General features: G+C 61.7%; 19 protein-coding genes. 16 read left to right on the forward strand and 3 right to left on the reverse strand.

What is annotated here, in order from left to right; genetic code table 11:
- Nucleotides 1-171 precede the first annotated feature (171 nt).
- Complete coding sequence (locus ACWUKX_RS22675; protein WP_456009089.1) at nt 172-801, reverse strand: MarC family protein; 630 nt, start codon at nt 799-801, stop codon at nt 172-174.
- Nucleotides 802-879: 78 nt separating this feature from the next.
- Nucleotides 880-1,416: a hypothetical protein gene (locus ACWUKX_RS22680; RefSeq protein WP_456009091.1), complete on the reverse strand. Its 537-nt coding sequence runs from the start codon at nt 1,414-1,416 to the stop codon at nt 880-882.
- An 86-nt stretch (nt 1,417-1,502) separates the two neighbouring features.
- Here ACWUKX_RS22680 and ACWUKX_RS22685 point away from each other — a divergent pair, with 86 nt between their 5' ends.
- The gene (locus ACWUKX_RS22685) at nt 1,503-2,357 is read left to right on the forward strand and encodes a helix-turn-helix transcriptional regulator (RefSeq protein WP_456009092.1); all 855 of its coding nucleotides are present in this window, start codon (nt 1,503-1,505) and stop codon (nt 2,355-2,357) included.
- Between the two features lie 191 nt (nt 2,358-2,548).
- Nucleotides 2,549-5,359 (forward strand): DNA gyrase subunit A, encoded by a 2,811-nt coding sequence (gyrA, locus tag ACWUKX_RS22690; protein WP_456009094.1) that lies wholly within the window; start codon nt 2,549-2,551, stop codon nt 5,357-5,359.
- A 45-nt stretch (nt 5,360-5,404) separates the two neighbouring features.
- Here the strand turns inward: gyrA and ACWUKX_RS22695 are convergent, their stop codons facing one another.
- Nucleotides 5,405-5,557 carry a hypothetical protein gene (locus ACWUKX_RS22695; protein ID WP_082982506.1) on the reverse strand — a complete coding sequence of 51 codons (153 nt, stop codon included), beginning with the start codon at nt 5,555-5,557 and terminating at the stop codon, nt 5,405-5,407.
- A gap of 297 nt (nt 5,558-5,854) precedes the next feature.
- On the opposite strand from ACWUKX_RS22695, the gene coaD reads away from it, so the two are divergent.
- The 14 genes from coaD to glpD all read left to right on the forward strand — a co-directional run bounded on the left by coaD (nt 5,855) and on the right by glpD (nt 18,964).
- Nucleotides 5,855-6,355, forward strand: a complete 501-nt coding sequence (gene coaD, locus ACWUKX_RS22700; RefSeq protein ID WP_456009095.1) for a pantetheine-phosphate adenylyltransferase — start codon at nt 5,855-5,857, stop codon at nt 6,353-6,355.
- Nucleotides 6,356-6,430: 75 nt separating this feature from the next.
- Entirely contained in the window at nt 6,431-7,021 is a 591-nt protein-coding gene (locus ACWUKX_RS22705; RefSeq protein ID WP_456009097.1) for a peptidylprolyl isomerase, read from the forward strand.
- A gap of 28 nt (nt 7,022-7,049) precedes the next feature.
- The gene (locus ACWUKX_RS22710; protein WP_456009099.1) at nt 7,050-7,562 is read left to right on the forward strand and encodes a peptidylprolyl isomerase; all 513 of its coding nucleotides are present in this window, start codon (nt 7,050-7,052) and stop codon (nt 7,560-7,562) included.
- Entirely contained in the window at nt 7,559-7,957 is a 399-nt protein-coding gene (locus ACWUKX_RS22715) for a hypothetical protein (RefSeq protein ID WP_135937499.1), read from the forward strand. Before ACWUKX_RS22710 ends, ACWUKX_RS22715 begins: the two co-directional genes overlap by 4 nt.
- Before the next feature lie 12 nt (nt 7,958-7,969).
- Nucleotides 7,970-9,082, forward strand: coding sequence for a tRNA preQ1(34) S-adenosylmethionine ribosyltransferase-isomerase QueA (queA, locus tag ACWUKX_RS22720; protein ID WP_456009100.1), 1,113 nt, complete (start codon nt 7,970-7,972; stop codon nt 9,080-9,082).
- On the forward strand, nt 9,079-10,209 hold the full coding sequence (gene tgt / locus ACWUKX_RS22725) for a tRNA guanosine(34) transglycosylase Tgt (protein WP_456009101.1): 1,131 nt from the start codon (nt 9,079-9,081) through the stop codon (nt 10,207-10,209). The genes queA and tgt overlap by 4 nt, the downstream gene beginning before the upstream one ends.
- Nucleotides 10,210-10,418: 209 nt before the next feature.
- Nucleotides 10,419-10,655 (forward strand): Lrp/AsnC family transcriptional regulator, encoded by a 237-nt coding sequence (locus ACWUKX_RS22730; RefSeq protein ID WP_029352863.1) that lies wholly within the window; start codon nt 10,419-10,421, stop codon nt 10,653-10,655.
- A gap of 172 nt (nt 10,656-10,827) precedes the next feature.
- Nucleotides 10,828-12,240, forward strand: coding sequence for a circularly permuted type 2 ATP-grasp protein (locus ACWUKX_RS22735; protein WP_456009102.1), 1,413 nt, complete (start codon nt 10,828-10,830; stop codon nt 12,238-12,240).
- Between the two features lie 144 nt (nt 12,241-12,384).
- Nucleotides 12,385-13,326 (forward strand): alpha-E domain-containing protein, encoded by a 942-nt coding sequence (locus tag ACWUKX_RS22740; protein WP_127314888.1) that lies wholly within the window; start codon nt 12,385-12,387, stop codon nt 13,324-13,326.
- 61 nt (nt 13,327-13,387) lie between these two features.
- On the forward strand, nt 13,388-14,182 hold the full coding sequence (locus ACWUKX_RS22745) for a transglutaminase family protein (protein ID WP_456009103.1): 795 nt from the start codon (nt 13,388-13,390) through the stop codon (nt 14,180-14,182).
- A 32-nt stretch (nt 14,183-14,214) separates the two neighbouring features.
- On the forward strand, nt 14,215-14,946 hold the full coding sequence (locus tag ACWUKX_RS22750) for a peptidase (RefSeq protein ID WP_065009553.1): 732 nt from the start codon (nt 14,215-14,217) through the stop codon (nt 14,944-14,946).
- A gap of 55 nt (nt 14,947-15,001) precedes the next feature.
- Nucleotides 15,002-16,414, forward strand: coding sequence for a pyridoxal phosphate-dependent decarboxylase family protein (locus ACWUKX_RS22755; protein ID WP_456009104.1), 1,413 nt, complete (start codon nt 15,002-15,004; stop codon nt 16,412-16,414).
- 129 nt (nt 16,415-16,543) lie between these two features.
- Nucleotides 16,544-17,311: a DeoR/GlpR family DNA-binding transcription regulator gene (locus ACWUKX_RS22760; protein WP_456009105.1), complete on the forward strand. Its 768-nt coding sequence runs from the start codon at nt 16,544-16,546 to the stop codon at nt 17,309-17,311.
- A gap of 126 nt (nt 17,312-17,437) precedes the next feature.
- Nucleotides 17,438-18,964: a glycerol-3-phosphate dehydrogenase gene (gene glpD, locus ACWUKX_RS22765; protein WP_456009107.1), complete on the forward strand. Its 1,527-nt coding sequence runs from the start codon at nt 17,438-17,440 to the stop codon at nt 18,962-18,964.
- Nucleotides 18,965-18,971 lie beyond the last annotated feature (7 nt).

Raw genomic sequence — 18,971 nt, forward strand, 5'->3', positions numbered from 1 at the left:
ATCGCATCAAGAAATGCGCCTGGAATGACGACTATCTCATCAATGCCATCACTCATATGCGATAGCCGTGCCGCTTTGGGTGGCAATTGGTTCGATTTGCAAGGCGGCACGGTCAGGATTGTCGAGGGGCGACTGTTGCAGTAGAGCGAAGCGCTCAAGAGTCGATCCATTCTACCCCGCCATCAGCGCCTTGATGCCGTCCGCGACGAACTGCACGGCGAGCGCCGCCAGGATGACGCCTAGCAGCCGGGTCAGGATCGAGCGGCCGGTCTGGCCGAGGATGCGGTCGATGCGCTCGGCCAGCACGAACACCAGGTAGGTGATGACGAGACAGATCGCGATGATGCCGACAAGGGCTGCCTGCGCGCCAAAACCTGGAAAAGAGCCGGACAGCAGGACGGTCGCTGAAATCGCGCCCGGACCGGCGATCAGGGGGATCGCCAGCGGAAAGGCGGCGATGTTGTGGATCATGTCCTTGGTGATGGCGACGTCGCCGATCTTTTCCTTGCGGTCCTGCCGGCGCTCGAACACCATTTCAAAGGCGATGAAGAACAGCAGGAACCCGCCGGCGACGCGGAACGCCGGCAGCGTGATGCCGAACACCGACAGGATCGATGCACCGGCGATTGCAAACAGCGCCATCACCAGGAAACCGATGATCGAGGCGCGGACGGAAACCTGGTTGCGCTCCTCGCGGTTCATGCCGCGCGTCACGGCGAGGAAGAGCGGTGCCAGGCCTGGCGGGTCGATGGTCACGAGAATGGTGACGAAGGCGTTGAACAGGCTGTCGAAGCTCGGCATCTCTGACCCTCCCCGCCGGGCCGTGCCCGAGACCCCTGCATTGGTAGAGCAAAGCAGCGTCAGGGGAAACCGTGCAGGTCAGGTGCTGCCGGCTCGCCGCGCCAGGAACTCGACTTCGAGCCGCCAGGTCGCGCCATCGTCCTGAGAGCGTTCGCCCAGCCAGCGGAAGGAGTTTTCGGTAATCCGGGAAAAGCTCCAGCGCACCGAGGCGCCGCTGCCGTCAGCGCCTTGCTGGACGATGGTGTCGCCCTCGGCCCGGCCGAGCTGGCGGCTGTAGTACTGGGTGCGCGGATCGCTCCAGAAAATATGCCAGGCGTCGACCCCGGGGTCATAGACACGCAATGTCGTGCCATAGAAAGTCCATTTGCCGAGGGAGGGTGAGGGACCGGCGTCGCGCGCCGGCAGGATCCATACGTCCTGGATCGCGCGGCCCTCGAGCACCCAGCCGAAATGCACCTCGCCGCGCCCGGTCAGCACCTGGCCGTCCTCGAGGTGGCGCGTGGCATCGAATGTCCAGGCGCCGACGAAGCGGCCGTAAAGGTTCAGTTTTTCGGCCAGGCCCCCGGCAGGCTCGTCGCTGTGCAGGGCTTCTACAAAGGAAGATGAATTGAACATGATTTCGACCTCATCTTGTCAGGAGACTGGAGGGAATAGGCGGCGGCAGGGTTCTGCGCTTGGGAAAAATTGCTATCTTTCAAGCCATGACAACGAGCGCGCATACACTGGCGTCCGGACGAGGCTCGCAGGTGTTGGACGTGGTCTGCACCGCCGGCGCCGCCGATCGCCCGTTCGAGGAAGAGCATCGTAATTTCTGCGTCGCCGTGGTGACCAATGGCACATTCCGCTACCGCGCACGCCAGGGCAATGCGATGCTGACGCCGGGCGCGCTCCTGCTCGGCAACCCTGGCACGTGCTACGAGTGTGGGCACGAGCATGGCGCCGGCGACCGCTGCCTCTCCTTCCAGTTCGAGCCGGCCTATATGGAACAGATCGTTGCCGACATGCCGGGCGTGAAGAAGCTGGCCTTCGAGACGCCGCGGCTGCCGCCCTTGCCGGCGCTGGCACCGTTGCTGGCCGAGGCGGAATCCGCACGCGAGATGGCCGACGTCGACGCGTTCGAGGAAATCGGTCTGCGGATTGCCGGCGCAGCCGTCGCCTCCGGCGTCACGCCTGCTGCCCGGGTGCCGAGCCGCCGCGACGAGAAACGTGTCGCGGAGGCGGTGCGGCGCATTGAGCTGGATGCCGACCGGCCGGTCTCGCTTGCTGCGCTTGCAAGCGAGACGGCGACCAGCCCGTATCATTTCCTGCGCACGTTCCGACGCGTCGCGGGCATGACGCCCTACCAGTTCCTGCTGAAAACCCGGCTGCACAGGGCGGCGGTGCGGCTGCGCATGTCGGACGAGGCGATCTCGACGATCGCCTTCGAGGCGGGGTTCAACGATTTGTCGACCTTCAACCGCCGATTCCGGCGCGTGATGGGGGAGGCGCCCGGCGCCTATCGGGTCCGGCGGCGAGGCGATAAATTGCCGAACGCATCCGCCGTTCCGGCGTTGTGAAGCAAATTGGCCTGACAATGAGCTTTGCCGCGAGAGCAACGAAAAAGCGCCTCGGCCATATCGTCGCAATCAGTGATATCCTTTTGAAATCACCACAAAAATCGACACTGGAAAACTATCGCGGACATTGGAGTTTCGACCCGGCTTCCTATATAAGCACCGAGTGATTCCCGATTAGATTGTGACCTGATTTGACCGACCAGAAGACACCGCGCGGCGCCGACGGCGGCCCGACCGGCATCGAGCCGATATCCATCATCGAGGAGATGCAGCGCTCCTACCTCGATTACGCCATGAGCGTGATCGTCAGCCGTGCGCTGCCCGATGTGCGCGACGGGCTGAAGCCGGTGCATCGCCGCATCCTCTATGCCGCCCATGAGAGCGGCTACCACTGGAACCGCAAATACGTGAAGTCGGCGCGCCCGGTCGCCGACGTGATGGGTAAATACCATCCGCATGGCGACGCCTCGATCTACGACGCCTTGGTGCGCATGGCGCAGGGTTGGTCGCTGCGCGTGCCGCTGATCGACGGGCAGGGCAATTTTGGCTCGATCGACGGTGATCCGCCGGCGGCGATGCGTTACACCGAATCGCGCCTGACGAAGGTCGCGCATGAGTTGCTGGAAGACATCGACAAGGACACCGTCGATTTCCAGGACACTTATGATGCGTCCGGCAGCGAGCCGAAAGTCCTGCCGGCGCGCTTTCCAAACCTGTTGGTCAACGGCTCCGGCGGCATCGCCGTCGGCATGGCCACCAACATCCCGCCGCACAATCTGGGCGAGGTCTGCAACGGCGCCATCGCCCTCATCGACAATCCGGCGATCGATCTGCCGGCGTTGATGGAGATCATTCCGGGGCCGGATTTCCCGACCGGCGGCATCGTGCTCGGCCGCTCCGGCATCTACAGCGCCTATTCGACCGGCCGCGGTTCCATCGTCATGCGCGGGCGCGTCAACGTCGAGGCGCGCGGCAACGACCGTGAATCGATCGTCATCACCGAAGTTCCCTACCAGGTGAACAAGTCGTCGATGATCGAGAAGATGGCGGAGCTGGTGCGCGACAAGCGCATAGAGGGCATTTCCGACATCCGCGACGAGAGCGACCGCCAGGGTTACCGCGTCGTCATCGAACTGAAGCGCGACGCGGTCGCTGACGTCATCCTCAACCAGCTCTACCGTTTCACGCCGCTGCAGACGTCGTTCGGCGCCAATATGGTGGCACTGAACGGCGGCAAGCCGGAATTGCTGACGCTGACCGACATGCTGAAGGCGTTTGTCGCCTTCCGCGAGGACGTAATCAGCCGGCGCACGAAATTCCTGCTGCGCAAGGCGCGCGACCGCGCCCATGTGCTGGTCGGCCTTGCCATTGCCGTCGCCAACATCGACGAGGTCATAAAGCTGATCCGCACCGCGCCGGACCCGCAGACGGCGCGCGAGCAGTTGATGGAGCGGCGCTGGCCTTCGGGCGACGTCGAATCGCTGATCCTGCTGATCGACGATCCGCGGCACCGCATCAACGAGGACGGCACCTACAATCTGTCCGAGGAACAGGCGCGCGCCATCCTCGAACTGCGCCTGCAGCGACTGACCGCGCTCGGCCGCGACGAGATCGCCGACGAGTTGAACACGATCGGCGACGAGATCAAGGACTACCTGGACATCCTGTCGTCCCGCGCCCGCATTCAGCAGATCGTCAAGAACGAGCTTGCCGCCGTCCGCGACGAGTTCGGCACGCCGCGCCGTACCGAGCTCTCCGAGGGCGGGGCTGATATGGAAGACGAGGACCTGATCCAGCGCGAGGACATGGTCGTGACGGTCAGCCATTCCGGCTACATCAAGCGCGTGCCGTTATCGCTCTACCGGGCGCAGCGGCGCGGTGGCAAGGGCCGATCCGGAATGTCGACCAAGGAAGAGGATTTCGTCACTAGGCTGTTCGTTGCCAACACGCACACGCCGGTGCTGTTCTTCTCCTCGCGTGGCATCGTCTACAAGGAAAAGGTCTGGCGCCTGCCGATCGGCAATCCGCAGTCGCGCGGCAAGGCGCTGATCAACATGCTGCCGCTGGAGCAGGGCGAACGCATCACCACCATCATGCCGCTGCCTGAGGACGAGACCAGCTGGGGCGAGCTCGACGTGATGTTCGCCACCACCCGCGGCACGGTGCGCCGCAACAAGCTGTCGGACTTCGTCCAGGTCAATCGCAACGGCAAGATCGCCATGAAGCTGGAAGAGGAAGGCGACGAGATCCTCGGCGTCGAGACCTGCACCGACAATGACGACGTGCTTCTGACTGCAAGCTCCGGCCAGTGCATCCGCTTCTCGGTCAGCGACGTGCGCGTCTTCCAGAGCCGCAACTCGGTCGGCGTGCGCGGCATCGCCATGGCTGCCACCGACCGGGTGATCTCGATGGCGGTGATCGAACATGTCGAGGCGCCGCCGGCCGAGCGCGCCGCTTATCTCAGGCGAGTGGCGGCGGAAAGGCGGCTCGCCGCCGGCATTGCGGCGGGCGAGGACGAAGACATTCAACTCACCAATGAGGAGGTCGGCGAGGAGACGGAGCTTTCCGATGAGCGCTACGAATTCCTCAAGGCACACGAGCAATTCGTGCTGACGGTGACGGAATATGGCTACGGCAAGCGTTCGTCTTCCTATGATTTCCGCCTCACAGGGCGCGGCGGCAAGGGCATCCGCGCCACCGATGTGTCGAAAGTGGCTGAGATCGGCCGTCTGGTGGCGACTTTCCCGGTCGGCAATGACGACCAGATCATGCTTGTCTCGGATGGCGGCACCGTCATCCGCGTGCCGGTCAACGGCATTCGTTTCGCCAGCCGCGCCACCAAGGGCGTGACCATCTTCAACACGGCCGACGGCGAGAAGGTCGTTTCGGTGGAGCGGATATCGGAACCGCAATCCGACGAGGAAGCGGAAGAGAGTGTCGAGGGCGACGCAACTCTGGATATCGGTACTGAAGATGTTGGCCCGGACAACAACGCCGAGTAGGTCTTGACGGGCAATGCCGGCCCGATGGGCCGGCGCCGTCAACAGCTAGCGGTGGCGAAACGGCTTGCGGATACCAAAGCCTCCGAACCGCTTGGCATTGGACTTGGCGCGGACGCGCTCTGCTTCCTGATGCAGCCCGAATACGGTGGCGATCAGCATGGCGACGGTCATTGCGGTGGCGAGCATGTAGATCAGCATGTGCGTGTCTCCTGCACCTAGCAACGATTAAATGGGGTTTTGGTTTCATCTCCTGAAGCTGCAACCTAGTGAACGCTGCGTGAAGGCTTCGTGATCGGCCCGTTCATTGGTCGTTCATCTCGGCCAAAAGGTTCACACAAAGCGCATCGCGATTACCGTGGCTCAGGCGTTGCGCTTTGAGGCTCTGTTTGGGTGCATGTCGTTGTCCAAAACCGCTGCACACTTTTGGGCGACATGCATTGGCGGCTCGCTGATCGGATTTGCCTTTGCGAGAGAGGCTCGCTAGAAGCACCTGCCATGACCGAACGCATCGCCCTTTATGCCGGCTCCTTCGACCCGCTGACCAACGGCCATCTCGATGTGCTGAAGGCGTCGCTGGCCGTGGCGGACAAAGTCTATGCGGCGATCGGCATTCATCCCGGCAAAAAGCCGCTGTTTTCGTTCGAGGAACGGGTCGGCCTCATCGAAGCAGCGACGAAGGCCGAATTTGGCCGCGACGGCGCGCGCATCAAGATTGTCGCTTTCGACGGGCTGGTCATCGACGCGGCCAGGAAGGAGGGCGCCTCGATCATGATCCGCGGCCTGCGCGATGGCACCGATCTCGACTACGAGATGCAGATGGCCGGCATGAACGAGACGATGGCGCCGGAACTGCAGACAGTTTTTCTGCCCGCCAGCCCATCGGTGCGAACCATTACCGCCACACTTGTCCGCCAGATAGCCTCGATGGGAGGCGACATCCGCCCCTTCGTGCCGGCGGCTGTGGCTGGCGCACTTACCGCCAAATTCGCGAAATAATGCATGTCGCCCAAAAGTGGAACCCCGTATTGGGATAACGACATGCATGAAACAAAGGTTTTCGGAGAAAGATCCATGCAGCTCAAAAGGCTCGCCACCTGCTTTGTCGTTGTTTTCGGTCTTGTGGCTGCAACCGTTTCGGCGTTCGCCGCCGATCCGGAAAACACCATGATCATAACGCTGAAGGGCGGCGACGTGACCATCGCGCTCAGGCCCGATCTCGCGCCGAAGCATGTCGAGCAGATCAAGAAGCTGGTTCGTCAGGGCGCTTACGACAACGTCGCTTTCCACCGCGTCATCGACGGCTTCATGGCGCAGACCGGCGACGTGAAGTTCGGCAACATGAAGAACGGCTTCAACGCCGATGCTGTCGGTACTGGCGGTTCCGATCTTCCCGACCTACCGGCCGAATTCTCGACGTCCGAGCGCTACGAGCGCGGCGTGGTCGGCATGGCCCGCTCGCAGGACCCGGATTCCGCCAATTCCCAGTTCTTCATCATGTTCGCGCCGGCGCCGCCGCTCGATGGCCAGTACACTATCGTCGGTAATGTCGAGAACGGCATGGAGTTGGTGGACCAGATAAAGAAAGGCGATGCGGCACAGAACGGGGTCGTCACCGATCCCGATCGCATGATCAAGGTGCGCATCGCCGCCGACGGCAAGTAAACCCATTAGTTTCAAAGGATATTCTGACATGGCCGAGATCAAGGACCGCGAGAACGCGCTCATCATGGAAACGACCAAGGGCAAGGTCATCATCGAACTGTTTCCCGATCTGGCGCCTGGCCATGTCGGCCGCATCAAGGAACTGGCGCGCGAAGGCGCTTATGACGGCGTGGTGTTCCATCGCGTCATCGAGGGGTTCATGGCGCAGACCGGCGACGTGAAATTCGGCAATTCCACCAAGCCCTCTTTCGCACCGGCGCGCGCTGGCACGGGTGGCTCCGACAAGCCCGACCTGAAGGCGGAGTTCTCCAACGCCAATCACGGCCGCGGCACCTGCTCGATGGCGCGCTCGCAAAATCCGAACTCGGCCAATTCGCAGTTCTTCATCTGCTTCGACGATGCCGCCTTCCTCAACCGCCAATACACGGTCTGGGGCCAGGTCATCGAGGGCATGGACAATGTCGACAAGATCAAGCGCGGCGAGCCGGTGCCGGATCCCGACAAGATCGTGTCGCTGAAGGTGGCGGCCGACGTGAAATGACCTACCGGGCTGTCGCGGCTATCACTCTGATGCTTGTCGCGGCGGCCACTCCGGCGCTGGCGACGGAATCGATTGTTTGCAGCGCTGAAGGCGACGCGGCATCGATCGACGTTCTGATGGGGCACACTGCCGTCATCGCGGTTGCGCGTGTATGGCTTGATGCCGGCGGCAGGAACTGGACCACCGACGGTCAGCCGGGTTCGACGAAAGTCATCGTCGGACAGGCATTCGAGGACGACCAGCACATGGCGATCGATCTCACCGATGAGGGCATCAGCTCGATCGTCGCCAAATTGCGACTGGTCAAGGCCAGCGAACAGTCCAATTTCGCAATGGGCGGCACGCTGAGCATCGACGGTGTTGGCGCCTGGGCGGTGACCTGCCCGGAATTTTGAGGCGGGATTTTCTTGCGCGTCGATCTTTTCGACTTTGATCTGCCGGAGGAGCGTATCGCGCTTCGACCGGCAGAACCGCGCGACAGCGCCAAAATGCTGGTTGTCAGGCCGGGTGAGGGCCGCGAAGACCGGACGGTGCGCGAGCTGCCGTCCCTGCTCGAGACCGGTGACGTGCTGGTCTTCAACGACACCAAGGTCATTCCGGCACAGTTGAAAGGCATCAGGCGGCGCGGCGAAGCGGTGGCGCAAGTCGAAGCCACGCTGCACATGCGGGTGGCTCCCGACCGCTGGCTGGCTTTCATGCGGCCGGGCAAGCGCATCGCCGCCGGTGACCGCGTCCATTTCGGCCATGACGCCAATTCCTGCTTTCTCGGCCAGCTCGATGCCACGGTGATCGAGAAAGGCGAGGCCGGCGAGGCTTTGCTCGGTTTTGACCTCTCAGGTCCGTTTCTCGATGAGGCGTTGCACGCCGTCGGTCACATTCCGCTGCCGCCTTACATCGCTTCGAAGCGCGACGACGACGAACGCGACCGCAAAGACTACCAGACCATCTATGCCAGGGAGGAGGGGGCCGTGGCGGCACCCACTGCCGGCCTGCATTTCACGCCCGAGCTTTTCGCGGCGCTGGATGCCAAAGGCGTCGAGCGGCGCTTCGTCACCCTGCATGTCGGCGCCGGCACGTTCCTGCCGGTGAAAGTCGACGACACCGCCGATCACAAGATGCATGCCGAAATCGGTTCGGTCAGCCGGGAAACCGCCGAGGCGCTGAACGCGGCGAAAGCGCGCGGCGGGCACATCATCGCCGTCGGTACGACGTCGCTGCGCCTGCTGGAGAGCGCCGCGCGGGAGGACGGCACATTGGCTGGATGGTCGGGTCCGACCGACATCTTCATCACCCCCGGCTACCGCTTTAAGGCCGCCGACATGCTGATGACCAATTTCCATCTGCCGCGTTCGACGCTGTTCATGCTGGTTTCGGCGTTTTGTGGTCTGGAAACAATGCGTGCGGCCTATGCGCATGCCATCGAGAACCGCTACAGGTTCTACTCCTACGGAGATGCAAGCCTTCTGTTCAAAGAGGAGAACGATCGACGCGCGCCCGGTATAGAACAAGGAATTCAATGACTAAGGCGTTCACCTTCGATGTGCTGGCGACCGACGGAAAAGCGCGGCGCGGCTCTATCACTATGCCGCGCGGAGAAATCCGCACGCCAGCCTTCATGCCGGTCGGCACCGGCGGCACGGTCAAGACCATGTATATGGATCAGGTGCGCGGCGTCGGCTCGGACATTATCCTTGGCAATACTTACCATCTGATGCTGCGGCCTGGCGCCGAACGTGTGGCGCGGCTTGGCGGTCTGCATGAATTCGCCCGCTGGCCGCACCCGATCCTGACCGACAGCGGCGGCTTCCAGGTAATGTCGCTGTCGAAACTGAGGAAACTCACCGAAAAGGGCGTCACCTTTCGCTCACATATTGATGGCGCCCCCTATGAGATGTCGCCCGAGCGCTCGATCGAAATCCAGGGACTGCTCGGTTCCGATATCCAGATGCAGCTCGACGAATGCACCGCGCTGCCGGCTATGGAGAAGGAGATCGAGCGCGCCATGGAGCTGTCGCTGCGCTGGGCCGAACGTTGCAAGACGGCATTCGGCGACCAACCGGGCAAGGCGATGTTCGGCATCGTCCAGGGCGGCGACATACCGGCCCTGCGGCTGCGCTCGGCGCAGGCGCTGAAAGCGATGGACCTCAAGGGCTACGCCATCGGCGGGCTGGCGGTCGGCGAGCCGCAAGCGGTGATGCTCGAAATGCTCGACATCACCTGCCCGGAGCTGCCGGCGGACAGGCCGCGCTATCTGATGGGTGTCGGCACGCCTGACGACATATTGAAATCGGTGGTACGCGGCATCGACATGTTCGATTGCGTGATGCCGACGCGCGCCGGCCGTCATGGCCTCGCCTATACAAGGCGCGGCAAGGTCAATCTGCGCAACGCTCGCCATGCCGACGATCCGCGCCCGCTGGACGAGGAGAGCGACTGCCCGGCCGCCAGGGATTATTCACGCGCCTATCTGCACCATCTGGTCCGCTCGCAAGAGGCGCTGGGGGCGATGCTGCTGACCTGGAACAATCTTTCCTACTACCAGAGGCTGATGCAGGACATTCGTGCCGCCATCGAAGCCGGCGCCTTCGAGGCGCGGGCGGCGGCAATTTCCGAGGGCTGGGCAAGGGGCGATATCCCGGTGATGTGAGCGGGCCCTCTCAGCGAAGCGAACGCGCGCAGGCATAGCCTACGCTTGGCAGCGCTCCACAGTCTCAGCGCCCGCGTGCATCCGCCGTTTGGCTGCACTAAAGCTTCCCTCAGGTCGCGTTCTGCCTTAGCCCCGTCCTGATGCTTGAAAGCCGGGCGGCAGTCTGCCACAAGGGCCGCTTATGCGTGCAAGTTGAGCAGGACCGGGCAATGAAGGCATTTTTCGTGCAGATAAAGTGCGATCTGGGCAGGGCCTATGACGTTGCCGGCGCGTTGGCCGATGCCGAGATCGCTTCGGAAATCTACTCGACAGCCGGCAACTACGATTTGCTCGCCAAATTCTATGTCGACGACGAGGAAGACATCGGCCACTTCGTCAACGAGAAGGTGCAGATTCTTCCCGGCATCAAGGACACGTTTACGGTCGTCACCTTCCGCGCCTTCTGAGTGGCGCCGGCCGCCTGCCCGGGCACAAGGCAAAGCCTGACCCAGCCATATCGGCGCTGCCCTAATTTTAGGCAGGTCGCGACATACTGATCGCCAGCATCCTCCAAATCACCGATTGCGCTTGATTTTCTCCCGTGACGCCAGTGAAATGGTCTCACAGGGGAGTATGCGATTGGCAGCGTTCGACGAAATGCTTCCGGAAGTCTCCGGATTGAGAAAACCGTATTCGGCTTACGATCGCTGGCTGAAGGAGCAGGATCCAGCCAGGCTTACCGAGAAGATGCAGGACGCCGAACGCGTCTTTCGCAAGACCGGCATCACCTTTGCCGTCTATGGCGAGCAGGAAGCCTCCGAACGCCTTATTCCCTTCGATATCGTTCCGCGCATCATTTCCGGCAACGAATGGCGACGGCTGACGCAAGGCATCGAGCAGCGCGTCCAGGCGCTGAACGCGTTTCTCGACGATATCTACCACCGCCAGGAGATATTGCGCGCCGGGCGCGTCCCCAAGGAATTGATCGCCAGGAACGAGGCGTTCCTGCCGGAGATGATCGGGGTAAGGCCGCCGGCCGGCGTCTACACCCATATCATCGGCGTCGATATCGTGCGTATCAGCGAGAACGAATTCTACGTGTTGGAGGACAATGCGCGCACGCCGTCCGGCGTCTCTTACATGCTGGAGAACCGCGAGACGATGATGCAGCTCTTTCCCGAGCTGTTCCAGCAGATCAAGGTGCGGCCGGTGGAAAACTATCCGCAGCTCTTGCGCCAGTCGCTGGCGGCGGTGCGGCCGCAAAGCACTACGGGTGCGCCGACCATTGCCGTGCTGACGCCGGGCAGCTTCAACTCCGCCTATTTCGAACATGCCTTCCTTGCCGACCAGATGGGCGTGCAGCTTGTCGAGGGGCAGGATCTGCGCGTCGTCGACGGCCACGTCGCGATGCGCACGACCGAAGGCTACAAGCAGATCGATGTGCTTTATCGAAGGGTGGACGATTCTTTCCTCGATCCGCTGACCTTCCGTCCGGACTCGGCACTTGGAGTGCCGGGCATCATGGATGTCTACCGCGCCGGCAACATCACCATCGCCAATGCGCCGGGAACCGGCATCGCCGACGATAAGGCGATCTATTCCTACATGCCCGAGATCGTCGAATTCTACACTGGCCGCAGGGCAATCCTCGGCAACATCCCGACCTGGCGCTGCTCGGAGCCGGACAGCCTGAAATACGTGCTCGAACATATCGACGAGCTGGTGGTGAAGGAGGTGCACGGCTCAGGCGGCTACGGCATGCTGGTCGGGCCGGCGGCGACCAAGAAGGAATGCGAGGATTTTTCCAAGAAACTCGCGGCAAAACCGTCGAACTACATCGCCCAGCCAACGCTGGCGCTGTCGACCTGTCCGATCCTGACCGACAAAGGGCTGGCGCCGCGCCATGTCGACCTCAGGCCCTACGTGCTGGTTTCCGACCGCATCCAGATCGTGCCGGGCGGGCTGACGCGCGTGGCGCTGAAGGAAGGCTCGCTGGTGGTGAACTCATCGCAGGGCGGCGGTACCAAGGATACGTGGGTGCTGGATGATTGAGACGGGTAAGGAGTGAATAGTCAGTAGTCAGTAGTCAGTAGTCAGTAGTAGAGGGAAAGCACAATGTCATACTCCGTCAAAATCCAAACATTCACCATGCACTATTCACCACTCACTACTCACTAGCCCGAAGGGCAGCCCCACATGCTTCTCGGCCGCACCGCCAACGGGCTCTACTGGATGAACCGCTACATCGAGCGGGCGGAAAACATGGCGCGGCTGGTCGATGCCGGGCTGCGCATGGCGCTGACCCGTACCCAAAACGCCTCCGAAGAGTGGAATTCGGTGCTGCTCAGCGCCGGTTCGGACGCTGCCTTCACGCAGAAATATTCCGACTATACCGCCGCCAACGTCGCGGATTTCCTGCTTCGCGACACATCGAACCCGTCGAGCACGATGGCGTCGATCGAGACGGCTCGCAACAACGCCCGCATGGTGCGCACCGCGCTGACGCGCGAAACCTGGGAAAGCATCAACGAGGCCTGGATGTCGCTGAAGCGCATGCTGGCCAAGCCGATCGACGAACGTGACCTGCCCAGCGTGCTCGACGCGATCAAGCGCGAAACGGCGCTGATCCGCGGCGCGTTCTACGGCACCATGCTGCGCAACGAGATCTTCGATTTCTCGCAGCTCGGCACCTATGTCGAACGCGCCGACAACACGGCACGTATTTTGGACGTGAAATACTACGTGCTGTTGCCGTCGATCTCGTGGGTCGGCTCTACGCTCGATAACTACCAGTGGGAATCAATCCTGCGCTCGGTGTCGGCGCATCGCTCCTATCGCTGGGTCTACGAGGCCGACTACAAGCCGAGCAACATCGCCGACTATCTGATCCTCAACGTTCGGATGCCGCGCTCGCTGACCTTCTGCTACCGTTTCCTGACGGAGCACCTGAAATTCCTGGGCGACGATTATGGCGAACGCCACGCCTGTCACGCGACAGCCGGCAAGACCCAGGCCATGCTGACGGCCGGCTCGATCAAGGACATATTCGATGCCGGCCTGCATGAATTCCTGGCCAATTTCATTCGCGACAACACCAGGCTCGGCGACGAAATCGCGCAGGACTACAGGTTTTATTGATCATGATACCGGAAAGTGGAAGCCGGTTTCCGGAAAAGATCATGCTCTGGGGACGAGAGCAATGCGGCTGAAGATCACCCACCGGACCGAGTACCGCTACGATGCGCCGGTGCACTATCTATTGCAACGGTTGCGGCTGCTTCCGGTCAGCGGGCCGACACAGACCGTTTGGTCCTGGGCGCTGACGATCGAAGGGGCACGCGAGGAGGTGCGCTTTACCGACCATTTCGGGAACGACACGCGGCTTTTGAGCGTCGAAGGTGACCGCGATTTCATCACCGTCGAGGCATCAGGCGAGGTGGTGACACGCGACACCGCTGGCGTCTCCGGGCCACATCAGGGTTTTGCGCCGCTCTGGCTGTTTGGCCATGAAACGCCGTTGACCACGATCGGCAGCGGCATTCGCGAACTCGCGGCCTCAGTAGGCGAGGGGACCGATATCGAAAGATTGCACCGGCTGATGGCCGTGATCGGCGAGCGCGTCGCCTACACGCCGGGCACCACCAACGCAGCGACCCCGGCCGAGGACGCGCTGGCGCTCAAGACCGGCGTCTGCCAGGACCACAGCCACATCTTTGCCGCCGCCGCGCGCGCCATGGGGTTTCCCGCCCGCTACGTCAGCGGCTATTTGATGATGGATGCGGCGGTCGAGCAGGCGGCAAGCCATGCCTGGGCCGAGGCGCATGTTGCGGGCCTCGGCTGGGTCGCCTTCGACGTCGCCAACGGCATTTCGCCCGACGAACGCTATGTAAAGGTGGCGACCGGCCGTGATTACCGCGACGCCACGCCGGTGTCGGGAATTCGGCTGGGACAAGCGGAAGAACAGCTTGCGGTCACCGTCACCGTGGAGCAGTAATCCCCGGCAAGATTTGCTGCCAAAGAGATTCGATGACCTATTGCGTCGGCCTGAAGATCGATCGCGGGCTCGTGTTCATGTCCGACACGCGTACCAACGCCGGCATGGATTCGATCTCCACCTTCAAGAAGATGCATGTCTGGGAGGAGCCGGGCGAGCGCGTCATCGTGCTGATGTCGGCCGGCAATCTGGCGACGACGCAGGCCGTCGTAAGCCTGCTCGACGAGCGCACCAAGGCGGTGGCCGATCGCCACGCCACTTTGCTTGAAACGCCTTCCATGTACCAGACGGTGCGGATGGTCGGCGACACCGTCAAGGAAGTCATCGCCAGTTCGTCACCGGCGGGCGAAAAGGCCGATTCCTATTTCAATGCCTCCTTTATCCTCGGCGGCCAGATCAAGGGCAGCGCGCCTCGGCTGTTCATGATCTATCCGGAAGGCAATTTCATCGAATCGACCGATGACACGCCGTTTTTCCAGATCGGCGAGACCAAATACGGCAAGCCGATCATCATCCGCGCCTATGAAAAGACGATGAGTTTCGCCGAGACGGTGAAACTCCTGCTGGTGTCGTTCGACTCGACGCTGAAATCGAACCTGTCGGTCGGTCTGCCGCTTGACCTGCTGTTCTACGAAAAGGATGCCTTCAAGGTCAGCCTGAAGAAACGGATAGCCCAGGACGATCAATATTATCGCACGATCTCGGACGGCTGGTCGAACGCGCTGAAGACCGCTTTCGCGAGCCTACCTGATTTTCCCGAATGAAAGCCTCCGTTTTTCGTGCTCTTTGATTTCTGGGCTCGATGCGACGGAGAGGAAAATGGATAGCAACGAATTCCGGGAATGGTCGCTGTACGCGGCTGAATGGGGTGCCGACTACAGGAGCACACTTCGCGAAAGACCGGTGCGGCCGCTTGTCGAGCCGGGCGAAATCTCTAGAAGCATCGATGTCTCGCCGCCGGAAGAGGGCGAAACGATGCAGGCAATCTTCGCCGACTTCGAGCAAAAAATCCTGCCGGGCATGACGCATTGGCAGCATCCGCGCTTCTTCGCCTATTTCCCGGCCAACGCCGCACCGGTCTCGGTGGTGGCCGAATATCTGGTCTCGGTGATGGCCGCGCAATGCATGCTCTGGCAGACCTCGCCGGCAGCGACCGAACTCGAGACGCGCGTCGTCGACTGGATGCGTCAGGCGCTTAGCCTGCCGGAAGGGTTTTCCGGCGTCATGCAGGATTCGGCATCGTCGGCGACGCTTGCCGCCGTGCTGACCATGCGCGAGCGCGCGCTAGACTGGCAGGGCAACAAGAAGGGCCTGCAAGGCCAGCCGATATTGCGCATCTATTCTTCCGACCAGGTCCATACTTCTATCAACCGGGCGATCTGGGTATCGGGCATTGGCGAGGACAATCTCGTCCGCATTCCGGTTGCTGGCCGCCTTCGCGCCATGGATGTCACAGCCCTCGAAGCGGCGATCGTCGCCGACCGGGATGCGGGCATGCTGCCGGCCGGCATCATCGCTTGTGTCGGCGGCACCAGCACCGGCGGCACTGATGACATCGCCGGCGTCGCTGCTGTGGCTAAGCGGTACGGGCTCTATCTGCATGTCGATGCCGCCTGGGCCGGATCGGCGATGATATGTCCGGAATACCGACATTTCTGGGCCGGCGCGGAGCACGCGGATTCCATCGTCTTCAATCCGCACAAATGGCTGGGCGCGCAGTTCGACTGCTCGATGCAGTTCATCCGCCGGCCGGAAGACCTGGTGCGGACGCTCGCCATCAAGCCGGATTACCTGAAGACGCATGGACGCGACGGCATCATCAACTATTCCGAATGGTCGGTGCCGCTCGGGCGGCGCTTTCGCGCACTGAAACTGTGGTTCCTGCTGCGCGCCCACGGGCTGGAAAATCTCCGGACCATGATCCGCAACCATGTCGCCTGGAGCGAAGGCCTTGCCGCGCGGCTGGCTGGGCAACCGGATTTCGAGATCGTCACGGAACCGATGCTGTCGCTGTTCTCGTTCCGGCATCTGGCGGCGGCCGGCATCGATTCGGACGAACACAATCTGCGGCTGGTCGACGCGATCAACGACGATGGCCGCATCTATCTGACACAGACACGGGTGGACGGGCAGATCGCGATCCGCTTTCAAGTCGGTCAGTTCGAGACGACGGCGGCGGATGTCGACACAGCTTTCGAGGTCATCACCGAAATCGCCCGCGGTCTGGGTTGAGTTGAAATGGTCGGCAAAGTTGCGCCGTGGTTGTCTTCGGACGGATGTAATTTCGTTAGCCGGCTTATGCCTTTTCATCACTTTCGTTTTCCGCTATAGACAAGAAAAGCGAAAACGAGAGGCCCCCAAATGTATCTGTCGCCGCGTCATTCCGAAATCGTCCAAATGGCCAAGGACAATGGCCGCGTGCTGGTCGACGATCTGGCAACGTATTTCAACGTGACGCCGCAGACCATCCGCAAGGACCTTAACGACCTGTGCGACCAGCGGCTGCTGTCGCGGATTCATGGCGGTGCGCTGTTCCCGTCCGGCATCGAAAACATGGAATATGAGGCGAGACGCAAGATCGCCGCCGAGGAGAAGGAGGCGATCGGCCGCGCAGCAGCCAGGCTGATCCCGGACAATGCCTCGCTGTTCATCAATATCGGCACCACGACGGAGTCGGTCAGCAAGGCGCTCCTTGATCATACCGGATTGATGGTGATCACCAATAATATCAATGTTGCCAACAGGATGCGCATCTACCCTTCCATCGAAGTCGTTATTGCCGGCGGGGTTGTGCGCGGCTCCGATGGCGGCGTGGTCGGCGAGGCGGCGGTCGATTTCATCAGGCAGTTCAAGGTCGACTACGCGGTGATCGGCGCCTCGGCGATCGACCATGACGGTGCGTTGCTCGATTTCGATTTTCGTGAAGTGAAGGTGGCGCAGGCGATCATCGCCAATGCCCGGCATGTCATCCTCGTTTCCGACCAGACCAAATTCGAGCGGACGGCGCCGGTCCGCATCGGCCATCTGTCGCAGGTCAACACCTTCATCACCGACCGTTGCGACATCCCGTCGGTACGCAAGATCTGCCAGGAGGCAGAGGTTCAGCTGATCGAAACGTCGCTCTCGTAAGGGTGCCGTAGCGGCAATTGCCGCTGTTTATATTTCGTTTGACATTCGTTCCTATTTCGAAATAATCCCACCACGGTTTCGTAAAAACCTAAAAATGCTGCAATGCGAAATCCGGGAGGACTTATTGTGGATGCACCCCCGATCCATGACATCTTCGTCATCGGTGGCGGTATCAACGGCTGCGGCATCGCCCGCGATGCGGTTGGGCGCGGCTTCTCGGTCTTCCTTGCCGAAATGAACGATCTGGCCAGCGGAACCTCCTCCGGCTCGACCAAACTGATCCATGGCGGCTTGCGCTATCTCGAGTTCTACGAATTCCGCCTGGTGCGCGAGGCGCTTATGGAGCGCGAAATTCTCTGGAAGAATGCGCCGCACATCATCTGGCCGATGCGCTTCGTGCTGCCCTATGCCAAGGGTTTGCGTCCGGCCTGGCTGATCAGGCTCGGCCTTTTCCTTTACGACCACATTGGCGGGCGCAAATTGCTGCCGGCGACCAAGACGCTGGACATGGCAAAGGACCCAGCCGGCAAGCCGCTAAAGCCGTTGTTTCGCAAGGCCTTCGAATATTCCGACGCCTGGGTCAACGATGCGCGGCTGGTGGCCCTGAACGCCCGCGACGCCGCCGATCGCGGCGCAACGATCCGAACCCGCACGAAAGTCGTCGGCGCACGTCGTGAAGCCGAACTTTGGACGGTCAGGCTGGAAAACGCGCAGACCGGGGACACCGAGGAGGTCAAGGCGCGGCTTTTGGTCAACGCCGCCGGTCCATGGGTCGACCATGTGCTGTCTGCTACGGTCGGCTTGAACGAGGTGCACAATGTCCGGCTGGTACAGGGCAGCCATATCGTCATCGGCAAGAAGTTCGACGATCCGCGCGCCTATTTCTTCCAGAACAAGGATGGCCGCATCATCTTTGCTATCCCCTACGAGGAAGAGTTCACGCTGATCGGCACCACTGACCAGGACTATGCTGGCGACCCGCACGACGTGAAGATCAGCGACGCCGAGATCGATTATCTCTGTGCCGCGGCGAGCGAATATTTCGCGCAGCCGGTCAAGCGTTCGGACATCGTCTGGACCTATTCCGCCGTGCGCCCGCTTTATGACGACGGCGCCTCGAAGGCGCAGGAAGCAACCCGCGATTATGTGCTGAAGACCGACGGCGGCGAGGGCACGGCGCCGATCATCAACACCTTCGGCGGCAAGATCACCACCTATCGCCGGCTGTCTGAATCGATGCTCGAGAAAATCGAGGGTTTTCTCGGCAAGCGCGGCAAGCCGTGGACGGCAAACGCGCCGCTGCCGGGCGGCGATTTCCCGGTCAGCGGTTTCGACGCCGAAGTGGCGAAACTGAAAACGGCCTATCCGTTCCTCGACGCACGTCTGGCGCGCCGCCTGAGCCGGCTTTACGGAACTCGCGCAAGGATGCTGCTGGGCCTCGCCAGATCGAATGCCGACCTTGGCCGGAACTTTGGCGCCGATCTCTATGAGGCCGAAGTGCGCTACCTCGTTCAAAATGAATGGGCGATGACGGCTGAAGATGTATTGTGGCGCAGGACCAAGCGCGGCCTGCATCTGAGCTGCGAGCAGACGGCAGCGCTCGACGAATTCATGCGCGGGATAAGCCGGCGCCATGTCGCGGCTGCCGAATAGTCATGCA

The organism is Mesorhizobium sp. f-mel (assembly GCF_053850215.1).

What these genes read in the sequence shown, in the direction of transcription:
- ACWUKX_RS22685 (WP_456009092.1), top strand. Translation starts at nt 1,503, where the DNA reads ATGACAACGAGCGCGCATACACTGGCGTCCGGACGAGGCTCGCAGGTG.
- ACWUKX_RS22695 (WP_082982506.1), bottom strand. Translation starts at nt 5,557, where the DNA reads ATGCTGATCTACATGCTCGCCACCGCAATGACCGTCGCCATGCTGATC.
- ACWUKX_RS22760 (WP_456009105.1), top strand. Translation starts at nt 16,544, where the DNA reads ATGTATCTGTCGCCGCGTCATTCCGAAATCGTCCAAATGGCCAAGGAC.
- ACWUKX_RS22715 (WP_135937499.1), top strand. Translation starts at nt 7,559, where the DNA reads ATGACCTACCGGGCTGTCGCGGCTATCACTCTGATGCTTGTCGCGGCG.
- ACWUKX_RS22730 (WP_029352863.1), top strand. Translation starts at nt 10,419, where the DNA reads ATGAAGGCATTTTTCGTGCAGATAAAGTGCGATCTGGGCAGGGCCTAT.
- ACWUKX_RS22740 (WP_127314888.1), top strand. Translation starts at nt 12,385, where the DNA reads ATGCTTCTCGGCCGCACCGCCAACGGGCTCTACTGGATGAACCGCTAC.
- ACWUKX_RS22705 (WP_456009097.1), top strand. Translation starts at nt 6,431, where the DNA reads ATGCAGCTCAAAAGGCTCGCCACCTGCTTTGTCGTTGTTTTCGGTCTT.
- ACWUKX_RS22745 (WP_456009103.1), top strand. Translation starts at nt 13,388, where the DNA reads ATGCGGCTGAAGATCACCCACCGGACCGAGTACCGCTACGATGCGCCG.
- ACWUKX_RS22750 (WP_065009553.1), top strand. Translation starts at nt 14,215, where the DNA reads ATGACCTATTGCGTCGGCCTGAAGATCGATCGCGGGCTCGTGTTCATG.
- ACWUKX_RS22755 (WP_456009104.1), top strand. Translation starts at nt 15,002, where the DNA reads ATGGATAGCAACGAATTCCGGGAATGGTCGCTGTACGCGGCTGAATGG.
- ACWUKX_RS22675 (WP_456009089.1), bottom strand. Translation starts at nt 801, where the DNA reads ATGCCGAGCTTCGACAGCCTGTTCAACGCCTTCGTCACCATTCTCGTG.
- ACWUKX_RS22710 (WP_456009099.1), top strand. Translation starts at nt 7,050, where the DNA reads ATGGCCGAGATCAAGGACCGCGAGAACGCGCTCATCATGGAAACGACC.
- tgt (WP_456009101.1), top strand. Translation starts at nt 9,079, where the DNA reads ATGACTAAGGCGTTCACCTTCGATGTGCTGGCGACCGACGGAAAAGCG.
- ACWUKX_RS22680 (WP_456009091.1), bottom strand. Translation starts at nt 1,416, where the DNA reads ATGTTCAATTCATCTTCCTTTGTAGAAGCCCTGCACAGCGACGAGCCT.
- coaD (WP_456009095.1), top strand. Translation starts at nt 5,855, where the DNA reads ATGACCGAACGCATCGCCCTTTATGCCGGCTCCTTCGACCCGCTGACC.